The sequence below is a fragment of the Chitinimonas lacunae genome, from assembly GCF_042650885.1.
GTDB classification, from domain to species: Bacteria; Pseudomonadota; Gammaproteobacteria; order Burkholderiales; family Chitinimonadaceae; genus Chitinimonas_A; species Chitinimonas_A lacunae.
Genome location: NZ_JBHSBU010000001.1, coordinates 4198404 through 4211062, shown reverse-complemented (window position 1 = coordinate 4211062; position 12659 = coordinate 4198404). Strand labels below are relative to the sequence as shown.

Annotated in this window: 15 protein-coding genes; 12 read left to right on the top strand and 3 right to left on the bottom strand. The window is 61.3% G+C overall.

Going from position 1 to position 12659, the window contains the following annotated elements; all coding sequences use genetic code 11:
* The first annotated feature begins 32 nt into the window (after positions 1–32).
* The 3 genes from aroQ (at position 33) to accC (ending at position 2502) form a co-directional block, all read left to right on the top strand.
* Positions 33–515: a type II 3-dehydroquinate dehydratase gene (aroQ, locus tag ACFOW7_RS18125; protein ID WP_378166995.1), complete on the top strand. Its 483-nt coding sequence runs from the start codon at positions 33–35 to the stop codon at positions 513–515.
* A 69-nt stretch (positions 516–584) separates the two neighbouring features.
* Entirely contained in the window at positions 585–1043 is a 459-nt protein-coding gene (gene accB, locus ACFOW7_RS18120) for an acetyl-CoA carboxylase biotin carboxyl carrier protein (RefSeq protein ID WP_378166993.1), read from the top strand.
* A gap of 106 nt (positions 1044–1149) precedes the next feature.
* Complete coding sequence (gene accC / locus ACFOW7_RS18115) at positions 1150–2502, top strand: acetyl-CoA carboxylase biotin carboxylase subunit (protein WP_378166991.1); 1353 nt, start codon at positions 1150–1152, stop codon at positions 2500–2502.
* A 318-nt stretch (positions 2503–2820) separates the two neighbouring features.
* On the opposite strand, the gene ACFOW7_RS18110 is transcribed toward accC, so the two are convergent.
* Positions 2821–3558, bottom strand: a complete 738-nt coding sequence (locus tag ACFOW7_RS18110; protein WP_378166989.1) for a substrate-binding periplasmic protein — start codon at positions 3556–3558, stop codon at positions 2821–2823.
* 356 nt (positions 3559–3914) lie between these two features.
* Here ACFOW7_RS18110 and prmA point away from each other — a divergent pair, with 356 nt between their 5' ends.
* The 5 genes from prmA (at position 3915) to tpx (ACFOW7_RS18085) (ending at position 7733) form a co-directional block, all read left to right on the top strand.
* The gene (prmA, locus tag ACFOW7_RS18105) at positions 3915–4799 is read left to right on the top strand and encodes a 50S ribosomal protein L11 methyltransferase (protein ID WP_378166987.1); all 885 of its coding nucleotides are present in this window, start codon (positions 3915–3917) and stop codon (positions 4797–4799) included.
* Positions 4800–4997: 198 nt separating this feature from the next.
* Complete coding sequence (locus ACFOW7_RS18100) at positions 4998–5393, top strand: VOC family protein (protein WP_378166985.1); 396 nt, start codon at positions 4998–5000, stop codon at positions 5391–5393.
* A gap of 64 nt (positions 5394–5457) precedes the next feature.
* On the top strand, positions 5458–6594 hold the full coding sequence (locus ACFOW7_RS18095; RefSeq protein WP_378166983.1) for a DUF3426 domain-containing protein: 1137 nt from the start codon (positions 5458–5460) through the stop codon (positions 6592–6594).
* Positions 6595–6673: 79 nt separating this feature from the next.
* Complete coding sequence (tpx, locus tag ACFOW7_RS18090) at positions 6674–7186, top strand: thiol peroxidase (protein ID WP_378166981.1); 513 nt, start codon at positions 6674–6676, stop codon at positions 7184–7186.
* A gap of 43 nt (positions 7187–7229) precedes the next feature.
* Positions 7230–7733, top strand: coding sequence for a thiol peroxidase (gene tpx / locus ACFOW7_RS18085; protein ID WP_378166979.1), 504 nt, complete (start codon positions 7230–7232; stop codon positions 7731–7733).
* Between the two features lie 155 nt (positions 7734–7888).
* Here tpx (ACFOW7_RS18085) and ACFOW7_RS18080 read toward each other — a convergent pair whose 3' ends face one another.
* A complete protein-coding gene (locus tag ACFOW7_RS18080; protein WP_378166977.1) occupies positions 7889–8674 on the bottom strand; it encodes a hypothetical protein in 786 nt (261 codons plus the stop codon).
* Between the two features lie 190 nt (positions 8675–8864).
* On the opposite strand from ACFOW7_RS18080, the gene ACFOW7_RS18075 reads away from it, so the two are divergent.
* The 4 genes from ACFOW7_RS18075 to ACFOW7_RS18060 all read left to right on the top strand — a co-directional run bounded on the left by ACFOW7_RS18075 (position 8865) and on the right by ACFOW7_RS18060 (position 11734).
* Positions 8865–9644: a DUF3025 domain-containing protein gene (locus tag ACFOW7_RS18075; RefSeq protein WP_378166975.1), complete on the top strand. Its 780-nt coding sequence runs from the start codon at positions 8865–8867 to the stop codon at positions 9642–9644.
* A 141-nt stretch (positions 9645–9785) separates the two neighbouring features.
* Positions 9786–9920, top strand: coding sequence for a hypothetical protein (locus ACFOW7_RS18070; protein ID WP_378166973.1), 135 nt, complete (start codon positions 9786–9788; stop codon positions 9918–9920).
* Positions 9921–9929: 9 nt separating this feature from the next.
* On the top strand, positions 9930–10973 hold the full coding sequence (locus ACFOW7_RS18065; protein ID WP_378166971.1) for a sensor histidine kinase: 1044 nt from the start codon (positions 9930–9932) through the stop codon (positions 10971–10973).
* A complete protein-coding gene (locus ACFOW7_RS18060) occupies positions 10970–11734 on the top strand; it encodes a LytR/AlgR family response regulator transcription factor (protein ID WP_378166969.1) in 765 nt (254 codons plus the stop codon). Before ACFOW7_RS18065 ends, ACFOW7_RS18060 begins: the two co-directional genes overlap by 4 nt.
* Positions 11735–12046: 312 nt before the next feature.
* On the opposite strand, the gene ACFOW7_RS18055 is transcribed toward ACFOW7_RS18060, so the two are convergent.
* Entirely contained in the window at positions 12047–12598 is a 552-nt protein-coding gene (locus ACFOW7_RS18055; RefSeq protein ID WP_378166967.1) for a hypothetical protein, read from the bottom strand.
* Positions 12599–12659: the final 61 nt, after the last annotated feature.

Genomic DNA, 12659 nt, shown 5'->3' with positions numbered 1-12659 from the left:
ATTTGTCGCCATCTGCGGCAAACTCGCCGCCTATGACGCAGCCCGACACGCCAACTCAAACAGGACAGCATCGCAGTATTCTGGTATTGCACGGTCCCAACCTGAATATGCTGGGCCGGCGCGAACCGCAATACTACGGTGCAGACACCCTGGCCGCCATCGACAACCGTCTGATCGAGCGGGCGGCCGCCGCCGGCTACCGCTGCGCCACCTTCCAAAGCAATAGTGAAGCCGAACTGATCGAGCGGATACACGCCAGCTTCGATGACGGCACCGGCTTCATCGTCATCAACCCGGCCGCCTTCACCCATACCAGCGTCGCCCTGCGCGACGCCCTGGCTGCGGTCAAGCTGCCCTTTATCGAGGTGCACTTGTCCAATGTCCATGCCCGCGAACCGTTCCGCCACCACTCCTACTTTTCCGATCTCGCCGTCGGCGTGATCTGCGGACTGGGCGCGCGCGGCTATGAATTTGCGCTGGAACACGCGCTGCGACATCTGGCCACACAGGGGTAGGCATCCCATCCGGGATAACCTGATTACCAGCCGCCGCGCCCAGCGTGGCGGCGCTCAAAGGGAACACGCATGGATTTGCGCAAGCTGAAGAAATTGATCGACCTGGTCGAGGAATCTGGCATTGCCGAGATCGAAGTGACCGAGGGCGAAGAACGGGTGCGCATCACCCGGGTCTCGCAGAACGCGCCGATCATGTACGCGCCGCAGGCGCCGCTCCAGCAGGTCTCGCTGCCCCAGGCGGCCCCGGCTGCCGCCGCACCGGCCACGGCCAGCGCGCCGAGCGGTCTGCCCGAGGGCGAGGTGATCAAATCGCCGATGGTCGGCACCTTCTACCGCGCACCGAGCCCGGGCGCCAAACCCTTCGTCGAAGTCGGCCAGAGCGTCAATGTGGGCGACCGTCTGTGCATCATCGAAGCGATGAAGCTGCTCAACGAGATCGAAGCCGAGAAATCCGGCGTGATCAAGGCCATCCTGGTCGACAACGGCTCGCCGGTCGAATACGGCGAGCCGCTGTTCGTCATCGCTTGACCGAACGACGACCGGGAAGCGGCACAGGGGGAAGCCGGGGCGCGCCGCCCCGCCGCGCCCCGCCCGTCCCTCTTCCCCCTTTATCTCTTAAGGGGATGTTCCGCGTATGTTTGAAAAAATCCTCATCGCCAACCGTGGCGAAATCGCTCTGCGCATCCAGCGCGCCTGCCGCGAGATGGGCATCAAGACCGTGGTGGTCCATTCCGAGGTCGATCGCGAAGCCAAATACGTCAAGCTGGCCGACGAGTCGGTCTGTATCGGCCCGGCGCCGTCGGCGCTGTCTTATCTGAATATCCCGGCCATTATCTCGGCCGCTGAAGTCACCGACGCCCAGGCGATCCATCCGGGCTATGGCTTTCTGAGCGAAAACGCCGATTTCGCCGAACGGGTCGAGCAGTCGGGCTTTGTCTTTATCGGCCCGCGCCCGGCCTCGATCCGCCTGATGGGCGACAAGGTCAGCGCCAAGGACGCCATGAAGGCCGCCGGCGTGCCCTGCGTGCCCGGTTCCGACGGCGCCCTGCCCGAAGACCCCGAGGAAATCCTCAAGATCGGCCGCAAGGTCGGCTATCCGGTCATCATCAAGGCCGCCGGCGGCGGCGGCGGTCGCGGTATGCGGGTAGTGCGCTCGGAAGAGGAACTGCTCAAATCGGTCGAAATGACCCGGGCCGAGGCCGGCACGGCGTTCGGCAACCCGACCGTCTATATGGAGAAATTCCTCGAAAACCCGCGCCATATCGAAATCCAGGTCATGGCCGACGAATACGGCAACGCGGTCTATCTGGGCGAGCGCGACTGCTCGATGCAGCGCCGCCACCAGAAAGTGATCGAAGAAGCCCCCGCTCCCGGCATTACCGAAAAACAGCGCAAGAAAGTCGGCGAATCGTGCGCCGAAGCCTGCCGCCAGATCGGCTATCGCGGCGCCGGGACATTCGAATTCCTGTTTGAAAACGGTGAGTTCTACTTTATCGAGATGAATACCCGGGTTCAGGTCGAACACCCGGTGACCGAGCAGATCACCGGCATCGATATCGTGCAGGAACAGATCCGCGTCGCTTCGGGCGAAAAACTGCGCTTCAGTCAGAAGGACATCCATCTCAAGGGGCACGCCATCGAGTGCCGGATCAATGCCGAAGACCCCTTCAAATTCGTCCCCAGCCCCGGCCGGATCGCCACTTACCATCCACCCGGCGGCCCCGGCATCCGGGTCGATTCGCATATCTACCAGGGCTATTTCGTGCCGCCCAATTACGACTCGATGATCGGCAAGGTCATCGCTTATGGCGATACGCGCGACCAGGCCCTGGCGCGAATGCGGGTGGCACTGTCCGAAATGGTGATCGAAGGCATCTCGACCAATATCCCGCTTCATCAGGAGCTATTTGCCGACCCGGCTTTCGTGAAGGGTGGAACGTCGATCCACTATCTGGAAAAACGACTGGCTCAGCGCAAAAACGGCTGAACGATCCGCTCAGCTCAAACAGCAACGGCGCCCCAGGGCGCCGTTTTGTTTTGACGGTATTTACCATCGAGCCATTCACGTCCAAGCCTGCGTCCAAATGGCCCCTATCACCAAGCAGCCAACTCAAGGCCGCCGTTCGTCATCCATCAGTGTGTCCGTTGGAAACCGCAGTGAGACCGGCCGCAAACGGTGTGTCACACCGCTTGATGGCCAAGGCATTTTGCGTTTTTCTGTCTTGGAGACGCTTTTCATGCATTTTTAAATTATGAGTGCTCCACAATTAGCAGATTGTTTGCACAAATCTTTATATCTCACCCATCAATTCCCCAGATTATATTTAGCCAGCAAAGCCGTCCAAGCCGGGTCTTGCTTGCTGGCTGCAATCACCTGGTCCAAGACAGCGATTAGTTTTTCCTCACCTTTGGCCGCGAATATATGGCGGCTGAAATTGGCATGGGGCTTGGATGACAGATGCAATTTGCTGGTCAGGTTATGCTGGCGCGACAGATAGCGATAGATTGAATGCGCCATCAATGTGACATCGATCCGCCCGTTGGCCACCTTCTCCAGATTGGCCAGTTCGCTCGATACATCCGAGCGCTGAATATCCTTGCCGAAGCGCTCCTCCAGCCCCATGTAGCGATTGCCCAGCACCCCGCCGAACGATAGCCCTTTCAGCGAATCGGGCCCGGTGTATTCAATCGGTTTGGCCGGGCTGGAAATCACCGCATTGGCATCATCCAGAACGCTGGCCGACCACAGGTATTTCTTGCGTTCCTGATCGCCCACAAACGGCGGGCTCAGCAGCAATACCACGCCCTTGAAGCCTGGATTGTTGATCACGGTCTGATTCAGCCGCTCTCGCGGCATCGTCTCCAGCTTGAACTGATACTGCCCCTTGAGCTTGTCGTTGAAGTAAGTCACCACATCTGCCACCAGCCCCCCCGAACCGACCACAAACGGCGGGGCTTGATAGACGTTGTAAGCCGGCAGATTTTCCGTAGCCTGCGCCGCCGTCATGGCTAGCAATACCGAGGCAAACAGTGCTTTACGCATTGGTGGCTCCTGCAAGGATCGTGGATCGGGACCAGCCGAAGCTGCCAGCTCGGCTGACTTGTCACCCCTCTTTATAGCCTGCCTCGTCTGGCTGGAAACCGATGTGGCAGCCCGGTCGGGCAAGCGGTTGGACGGTTGGTCTGCTGGGGGGAGGATGGAGCGGAAGATTGGCGGTGGCGTCGAGGGAACACCAGCTGCGCCCGGCTAGAAATTATTTCTTGTTTTTATAAGAAACTCAGATTTTTCGCCATCAATCTTGCAATTAAAATTCATATTTCTTTACAAATGGATTTATATATCCAGCCTCTCCCTCCCGTCGCTTACAATGGCGGTTTTCGCACAGAAGCCGTCTCACCATGCCCTGGCAAGAACTCCGCATCGAAACCGATTCCCGCCATGCCGAAGCGCTGTCCGACGCGCTATTCGAGCTGGGTGCGCTTAGCGTCAGCATTGAAGACGCCGCCGCCGGTACAGAGGAAGAACGGCCCATCTTCGGCGAACCGGGCGAGCCGGTCGAACAACTATGGGAACGCAGCGTCGTGCTGGCCCTGCTTGAAGCCGATCACGATGCCGACCTGATGGCCGCGGCCGCCGCCGGCCGTTTGCAGATCGCCACCCCGTCCTACCGCATCAACACCGTGGCCGAGCAGGATTGGGTACGTGCCACCCAGTCGCAATTCGACCCGATCCAGGTATCCGAACGCCTGTGGATCACCCCGACCTGGCACGAAGCCACGCCCGACGCCATCAATATCGCCCTGGACCCGGGGCTTGCCTTTGGCACCGGCAGCCATCCGACCACCTGGCTGTGCCTGCAATGGCTCGATGAACAACTCAAGGGCGGCGAAAGCGTGCTCGACTATGGCTGTGGCTCGGGCATTCTGGCCATTGCTGCCAAACTGCTGGGGGCCGGTCGGGTCGATGGCGTCGATGTCGATCCGCAGGCCATGATCGCCAGTCCGCAGAACGCTGAACAGAACCATGTCGAAGCCGCCTTCTATCTGCCCGATGCCGCGCCTGAGGCGGTGTACGACGTGGTGGTGGCCAATATCCTGACCAATCCGCTCAAGATGCTGGCCCCGCTATTGGCCTCGCGCTGCCGCAGCGGCGGCCGGCTGGTGCTGTCGGGCATCCTGGCCGAACAAGCCCATGAAGTGATCGCCATCTATGCCCAATGGTTCGAACTGACCGTCTCGGGCAGCCGTGAAGGGTGGGTGCGTCTGGCAGGTGTGCGGCGCTAGGCTGACTGCTTCGCCAGTGAAAAACGGTCCAATCCTCAAGCTGGACCGTTTTTTTATTGTGATGTCCCTTGAGAACGACCGCGGGATCTCACTGTCAGCTCCTAACCAAGGATTCACCTGAGCGTCGCTATCCTCTCGACCAAGCTCGCTTGTTGCAGCCTGGTTTCCCACTTCAAACCGCTATCCGGAGTCCTGCCCATGTACGCACATCTCCGCATCGCCCGCCCCACCGACCGGCTCGACCAGATGGTGGCCTTTTACCGTGATCTGCTTGGCTTTGCACTGATCGGTGAATTCTTCGACCATGCCGGTTTTGATGGCGTGATGCTGGGGCACCCCGACCTGCCCTACCATTTCGAATTCACCCGCCAGCATGGTGTTGCGGCCGGTGGCGCGCCGAGTCCTGAGCATCTGCTGGTGTTCTATCTGCCCGAAGAAGCCATCTGGCAACAGGCTGTGGCGCGATTGACCGCAGCGGGGCGTGAGCCGGTGGCGCCGCACAATCCGTATTGGGCGCAACAAGGGCTGACCTATCTCGACCCGGACGGCTATCGCATCGTGCTGCAACACGCCGCTTGGCCGCCGCGTCCTTGATAACTCGTGCAAATCCGGTGAAAACTGCTGAAATCGGGCCGAACAGGCTCTACAATCGCGGCCTATGTACCATGTGACGCGCTGTCCCAACTGCCGCACCAGTTTCCGTCTGACCGACTCGCACCTGAGCGCCTTTGGCGGCAAGGTACGGTGCGGTCGTTGCGCCTTTGTGTTCGATGCGCGCGACCACTTCGTCGGCGAGACCCTGGACAATGGCCCGATGACCGTGATCGCGGCCGAACCCAGCCAGCGCCGTAGCAAGCCGCGCCCGGAAGCCGCACCCGAAACGGCACCCGAGACCGTTGCTGCTGCCCCGGCTGCCAGCGAAACCGTCCCGACCAACCCCACCCCGGCCCAGCAGAGCCTGCAAAAGCTGGCCGAGACCCTCGCCAAGCGCGAAGGCCGCCAGATCAAGCGCGAGCCGCTGCTGGAACTCAATATCGACACCGGCCATGTGGTATCGCCGCCGCCGGAACCCCCACCACCGCCACCGCCATCGTTCGATCTCGACGAGCAAGCGGTCGAAGAGATCGTGATCGATGTGCCCAAGGAGCCGGATCAGCCGACCGACGAGGCCGCTCCGGCCTCCGATGATCCGTGGCCGCCGGCTCCGGCGAGTGAAACGGCCGAGCATGAGGGTTATCACCCGATCCTGACGGCGGAAGACGAGGTGCTGATCCGTGGTCCGGTCCAGCGCTCGCCGTGGCGCTGGCTGTGGTCGATCCCGATTGCCCTGGCGGGCCTGGGGCTGGCCGGACAGCTTATCTATCACTACCGGGTCGAACTGGCGGTGCAACTGCCTGGCCTGCGGCCGCAGCTGGAGCAGTTCTGTGCCAAGCTCGACTGTGTGGTCGAGCAGCCGGCGCGGGCGCAGTATCTGCGCACCGAGTGGTCGGAACTCAATTTCCTGCCCGAACACCCCGAACTGATCCAACTCAACGCCACCTTGCGCAACCAGGCACCGTTCGAGCAGGCGCTGCCGCTGCTTGAGCTGACCCTGACCGATGAGCAGGAACGGATCGTGTCGAGAAAAGTCTTCAGCCCGCGCGACTATCTGGCGCCGCTGGCCGACGGCTCGCCCGCTCCGCTGCCGCCGGGCGTGGCGGCCAATGGCGAACTGCGGGTGTTTCTGCGGCTCGATGTGGGCGAACAGAAATCGAGTGGTTATCTGCTGACCTGGTTCTATCCGCAATCACGCTGAGGGTCCGGCAGGCTTGCTTGCTTTCACCAGGGTCGGCATCGATACTGGAACGGTCTTTTACAGCAGAGGATGAACAGCCATGGCCACCGTGCTCCTGAACGGCGAGCCGATCGGCGTGGGCGGCCATTTCCCGCGCGTCGGCGATATTGCTCATAGTTTTATGCTGGTCGATACCCATCTCGCCGACGTGCCGCTGTCCAAGTTTGTCGGCCGCCGCAAGATTCTGGCCGTGGTACCGAGCGTCGACGCCGAAATCGGTCTTAAAATCGCCCGTCGCCTCGAAAGCATCGCCGGCAGCTTCGACAATACCCTGTGCTTCGTGATTTCCGTTGACACCCCCTATGCGCTGGGCCGGGTGATGACGTTGGAAGGCTTTCGCCATGTGCGGATGCTCTCCACCTTACGCGGGCGCGATTTCCATAAAGACTATGGCGTAATGATCACCGATGTGCCGCTGTCAGGCATGATGGCCACCGCGTTGATCGCCCTCGACACCAACGATGTGGTGCTCTACGCCGAGCTGGTCCAGGACGTCAACGGCGAGCCCGCCTACGACAGAATGGCCGAAGTCCTGCTTCCGCCGCCGACTTGATGGGCGGCGGATTTTTCCAACATCCCAAAGAGAGAACAACCAGATGGCAACCACCGTGACCCTGGGCGGCAACCCCGTCGATATCGATGGCGATTTCCTCAAGGCCGGCAGCAAAGCCCCCGCGTTTACCCTGGTCGGTATCGACCTCGCCGATGTGAAGCTCGACAGCTTTGCCGGCCAGCGCAAGATCCTCAATATCTTCCCCTCGGTCGACACCCCGGTCTGCGCCACCTCGACCCGCCGTTTCAATAGCGAGGCCAGCAAGCTCGACAACACCGCCGTGCTGTGCATCTCGGCCGACCTGCCGTTTGCCCAGAAACGCTTCTGCGGCGCCGAAGGGCTCGACAAGGTGACGATGCTGTCCACCATGCGTGGCCGTGAATTCCTCAAGGACTACGGCGTGGCCATCAAGAGCGGCCCGCTCGCCGGTGTCGCCGCCCGTGCCGTGGTGGTGCTCGATGCCGACAACCAGGTGATCCACAGCCAGCTGGTCAGTGAAATCAAGGAAGAGCCCGATTACGAGGCTGCCCTCGCTGCCCTGAAGTAAGTGGCTGGCCGTCCCGACGGCCACCCAGAAAAACGCCGCGCCCGGTAAACCGTAGCGCGGCGTTTTCATTGGAAAATCAAATATCAGGCAAACCGTCTGCCAGATACAGAGTCGGATACAAACAAAAAAGTAAATTATCCGCCTCCACCTTGATTTCAGCGCATGATCTCAACCCGATAATTCCGTCCGCCGTTGTTGTCCCAATACTCCTGCCCCGCCACCCCATAGCGGATCGCATAATCGACCCGATTGGCATCGCCGATATCGAGTTCATAATTCCACACCTCAAAACCGGCCGGAGAGGGATTGGGCAGCCAGCTATACCAGCCGGTCCAGAAATACGGCGAATAATTGGCATTGGCCAGCTTGACGGTTTGCCAATTATCGACCGAATAAACCACCTGAACCGATTTTTCCGGCGCGATATTCTTCAGCACCACATTGCCGTAAAGCGTATTGCCGTAGAAATTGGTCAATACCGGACCATAGCCGCTGTTATAAACCACCCGATCGAACAATAATTCGCCTTCATTACTGTCGATCCGGTAATTGCGACTATGGTTGTCGTCGCGGAATTCGACGCCATTGACCTGGTAGGAAATCGAGAATTCCAGCGAAGCGGGTGACATCGGCTGGCCGTTGCGCTGGTCGAGCCGGGCCACATGACCCAGCCATACCTCGCTATCGGGGCCGGTCGGATGGGAATAGCGCAGCTTGGTCTGCTGCCAGGCGCCATCGGGTTCGCGATAATGCAGCACCACTTGCTTGTCGTAACCGAGATTGCGCACTTTCACATCGAAAGTGGCGTTCTGGTGAACAAAGCCGTATTTGCTGCTGATAACGCTGCGGGCGCGCAGCAATTTGACTTCATCGGCGGCTTGAGCGACTGCGGCAAACCCCAGTACAGCACTCAGCAATAAATAATGGAACCGCTTGGCCATCGAATTTCCCCTTTCGCTGGTTTTATATTATCGGCGTCGCAGATCGACACCGAGCGGAGCGATTCTATAGCGGCGGTTATTTGTACCCAATCTTTTTTCGACTACATATTGGGGCCTTATTTATTCCCTCCACCCTGTTCAAAAACGTGCATTTGTTCTAAATTGCCGCACTTTTTCCCGGAGCCTTGCCGTGCCGCCTGATTGGCCCTCGTCCTTGTTTGCCGAATCTCCGTGGTTTGCCGCCTTGCGACCGACACTGGACAGGCTGGGCTGGTCGCGTTTTCCGGCTGCCGCCGACTGGGCGGCGGCCAGTGCAGGACACTGCACGGTCAGCGCGCAGCCGCTGTGTTTTGCGCCGGCTCCCGACGATGGCCTTGCGTATGAGGAGCGGATCTGGCGCACGGGCCGGGTGGCGACCCGGCCAGACAATTGGCATGACGCCTTCAATGCGCTGGCCTGGCTGGCATTTCCCCGCAGCAAGGCCGCGCTCAATGCGCTGCATTGGCGTCATCTGGCGCACGACCCGCCAGGACGGCGCAGTCGGGCCCGCGATGCGGCGACCCTGTTCGATGAGTCGGGCGTGGCGGTCGTGGCAAGCGACCCGACGCTGCTGGCGGCCTTGCGCGACCATCAGTGGGCCACGCTGTTCCAGCGCCGGCGGGCCGATTGGGGCCGGCAGATCGAGGTATGGGTATTGGGTCATGCCCTGAGCGAAAAGGCCCTGGCGCCGTTTCGCGGCATTGTCGGCAAATGTGCCTTGCTGGAAGTCTCACCCACCCACTTCGGCCGCCCGACCGTCGAGCGGCTCGACTGGGTCGATCAAGCGCTGGCGGCGCGCTGTGACGATGATTCCCTGACCCAGCCCGGTGCCTTGCCACCATTGCCCTTATTGGGCATCCCGGGCTGGTGGCCCCAACAGGATGCCGACTTCTATGCCGATACCGGCCAGTTCCGCCCCAAGCGGATGTGAGCGTCTGCCGTTCATCGCGATCCGGCACGCTTTATTCATTGTGCTTGACGCTTCGTCGCATCGGACTGACGGGCGCAGACGGGCTTCTTTATCGTGGCCCCCGTCGAGCCGGCGCCGCCGGCCGTTTACGGAGCCTTCGCCATGTTCACTCCCATGTTGCTGGGCCAACGACCGACCGGCCCCCGTCTCGTACCCGTCAACCAGAGCGAACCGGCCCCCACGCCGCCGCCCGCTCCGGCGCCAAGACCCGATGCCGAGCGGCCCGAATTCGCCTAGCCTAAGGCCATGACCCCGCGTCCTCTTCCTGCTGCCGATCACAACTGGTGGCACCAGCCTGCGCTGGTGCTGGCGGTCTGCGGCCTGGTGGCGCTGTTTCTGACCCTGCTGGTGCCGGGCTCCTCGTTTGTCCGCACCTTGCTGACCACTGCCACCACTGGTCTATCGGTATTGGCCGTCACCCGTGCCGCCACCGCCTGGCTCCATCCTTCGCCGCGGCTGCTGCCTTATCTGTATTTCCTGTCGGCCCTGATCGGAGCGGTGCTCGGGGTGGCGGTCAATCTGCTGCTGCGAGCCCATGAAGGCGAACTGGCCACGCTGTTGCGGCGCTATCCCGATATCGTGGCGCGCACCTTTGGCGTGCTGGTCATCATTGCTGGGGTGGTCAGCGCCCTGTTTCTGGCCCGCGACCGCAACCGCCGGATGGAAATGGCCTATCACGCCGAACGGGCCAAAAACGCCGAGCAGGAGAAGATGCTGGTCGAAACCCAGCTCAAGATGCTGCAAGCGCAGATCGAGCCGCATTTCCTGTTCAATACGCTGGCCAATGTGCAAAGCCTGATCGACCTGTCGCCGCCCGAAGCCAAACGGATGCTGGGCCATTTCAACGACTATCTGCGCGCCTCCCTGACCCGCAGCCGCGACGCCCACGGCACGGTGGCGCAGGAAGTGCAGTTGTTGTCGGCCTATCTGTCGATTCTGCAAATCCGCATGGGCGAACGGCTGCGCTTTGCGATCGACTGTCCGCCCGAGCTGGAGACACTGGAACTTGCCCCGATGCTGCTACAGCCGCTGGTCGAAAACGCCGTGCGTCATGGCCTCGAGCCCAAAGTCGAAGGCGGCACGGTAAGCGTGGCGTTCCGCCGCGCTGGCGAGCGGCTGTCGATCCGGGTCAGCGACGATGGCCTGGGCCTGGGCGCCAGCAGCGGCGACGGCGTGGGGCTGGCCAATGTGCGCGCCCGCCTGCTCACCCTCTATGGCGACGACGCCCGCTTCACCCTCGAAGCGTGCGACGGCGTCACCGTTACCCTTGAGATTCCGCTCCGCCCATGACCGCTCTCACCGCCCTGATCGCCGACGACGAACCCCATCTGGCCGAATATCTGCGCCAACGTCTGCAAGCGCTATGGCCGGAGCTACAGATCGTCGCCGTCGCCCGCAACGGCCTCGAAGCCGTGGCGGCGCTCCATGAACACGAGCCGACCGTCGCCTTTCTCGATATCAAGATGCCTGGCCTGTCGGGTCTCGAAGTCGCCGGCGCCGCCCAGAACTGCCACTGCGTCTTTGTCACCGCCTACGATCAATACGCCGTGGCAGCCTTCGAGCGCGATGCGGTCGACTATCTGCTCAAGCCCTATAGCGATGAGCGGCTAAGCCGCACGATCCAGAAGCTCAAGGACCGGCTGGGCAGCGGCCAGCCGGCCTTGGCGGGCGATCTGCTCGAACAGCTACGCCAGGCCCTGTCGCCCAACCGCCCCGGCACCCCGGCCCGGCTCAGCTGGATACGCGCCGGCAACGGCCACGACGTCAAACTGATCGCCGTGGACGATGTGTGCTATTTCCAGGCGTCCGACAAATACACTTCGGTCGTTACCGGCACCGGCGAATACCTAATCCGCACCCCGCTCAAGGAATTGTTGGAACAGCTCGATCCACAACGTTTCTGGCAAGTCCACCGCGCCACCGTGGTCAATGTGAGTGCCATCGAAGAGGCCCGGCGCGACTTCTCCGGCAAGGTCAGCCTCAAGCTCAAGGCGCGGCCGGAACTGTTGATGGTCAGCCGGGCCTTTTCCCATCTGTTTCGCCAGATGTAGCTCGCCCTGCAGGGAGTCCGCTTGAAGGTTCAGTCGATGTCCAGGTCGAACTCGAAACGATCGCGGACACCGTGACGAAGCACGGCTTCCCGCCCGTCCACGACCTTAAATAAGCGCCATTGAACGGTCATCATCGCTTGGACAGACCAAGGGAAACTGCACACGGGCTGGTGGGATAAAGCGGATGGAGATGGAGATGGGCCGGAAGCAGTCCGGCCCTGGGAAGAGAAGTAGGCGCATATATTGCATAAATCGTCTATATGCGCACTATACCTAGCAGAAGAAGGGCTTAATTTTTTCTGCAAGCCAGGCTTACAGGAAAAGGCCCTCGGCGCTGGAGCGGAAGGTCACGGTCATGATTGCACCCGACATGGCATGCCGCCACTGATTACCGGTGCCGACCCAGCCGCAGACATTGTTGTCCTCATGGCCAGCTTCCCCATGAATACGGGCACTGACCCGGTCGATCCGGGTACGACCGCCCTGAACAGCAAAGCAGCCGGTATTGTTGGCGCCGAACCAGGTATCCGGACCTTCGGCAATCAGCGAGTGTTGCAGCTGACCACGCTCATCCCAGAATGAGATCAGATCGCCTGAGCGGGTTCTGATCTCGCCATTTACCCGGGCCGGCTGGCCGCCGCGCGGCTGGTTGTTCCACAACACCGCCAAGGCCCGCTGACCCAAACCCTCATTGCCCAGCGGCAGACCATTTCGGGTGGCGATATAGCGATAGGCGAAATCGTGGCAGATTTCGCGGGCGCCCAGGCTGGCACCGGGCACCTGTACTCCGGCCACCAGGGTGGCGTCATGGTTCTGATTACTGCCCCGACCGAAACAACCGCAGAGCAGACTGGTAAGACTCATCTTCTTGTTCCTCCTGACGTGTTGACAGGGCGTCGGCCGGACAGCGCCGGCCGTGCGCACA

Bases quoted from the DNA above. Each gene is read 5' to 3' on its own strand.
- prmA (WP_378166987.1), top strand. From the start codon at position 3,915: ATGCCCTGGCAAGAACTCCGCATCGAAACCGATTCCCGCCATGCCGAA.
- ACFOW7_RS18110 (WP_378166989.1), bottom strand. From the start codon at position 3,558: ATGCGTAAAGCACTGTTTGCCTCGGTATTGCTAGCCATGACGGCGGCG.
- tpx (WP_378166981.1), top strand. From the start codon at position 6,674: ATGGCCACCGTGCTCCTGAACGGCGAGCCGATCGGCGTGGGCGGCCAT.
- ACFOW7_RS18065 (WP_378166971.1), top strand. From the start codon at position 9,930: ATGACCCCGCGTCCTCTTCCTGCTGCCGATCACAACTGGTGGCACCAG.
- ACFOW7_RS18060 (WP_378166969.1), top strand. From the start codon at position 10,970: ATGACCGCTCTCACCGCCCTGATCGCCGACGACGAACCCCATCTGGCC.
- accB (WP_378166993.1), top strand. From the start codon at position 585: ATGGATTTGCGCAAGCTGAAGAAATTGATCGACCTGGTCGAGGAATCT.
- aroQ (WP_378166995.1), top strand. From the start codon at position 33: ATGACGCAGCCCGACACGCCAACTCAAACAGGACAGCATCGCAGTATT.
- ACFOW7_RS18080 (WP_378166977.1), bottom strand. From the start codon at position 8,674: ATGGCCAAGCGGTTCCATTATTTATTGCTGAGTGCTGTACTGGGGTTT.
- tpx (WP_378166979.1), top strand. From the start codon at position 7,230: ATGGCAACCACCGTGACCCTGGGCGGCAACCCCGTCGATATCGATGGC.
- ACFOW7_RS18070 (WP_378166973.1), top strand. From the start codon at position 9,786: ATGTTCACTCCCATGTTGCTGGGCCAACGACCGACCGGCCCCCGTCTC.
- ACFOW7_RS18055 (WP_378166967.1), bottom strand. From the start codon at position 12,598: ATGAGTCTTACCAGTCTGCTCTGCGGTTGTTTCGGTCGGGGCAGTAAT.
- ACFOW7_RS18100 (WP_378166985.1), top strand. From the start codon at position 4,998: ATGTACGCACATCTCCGCATCGCCCGCCCCACCGACCGGCTCGACCAG.
- ACFOW7_RS18095 (WP_378166983.1), top strand. From the start codon at position 5,458: ATGTACCATGTGACGCGCTGTCCCAACTGCCGCACCAGTTTCCGTCTG.
- accC (WP_378166991.1), top strand. From the start codon at position 1,150: ATGTTTGAAAAAATCCTCATCGCCAACCGTGGCGAAATCGCTCTGCGC.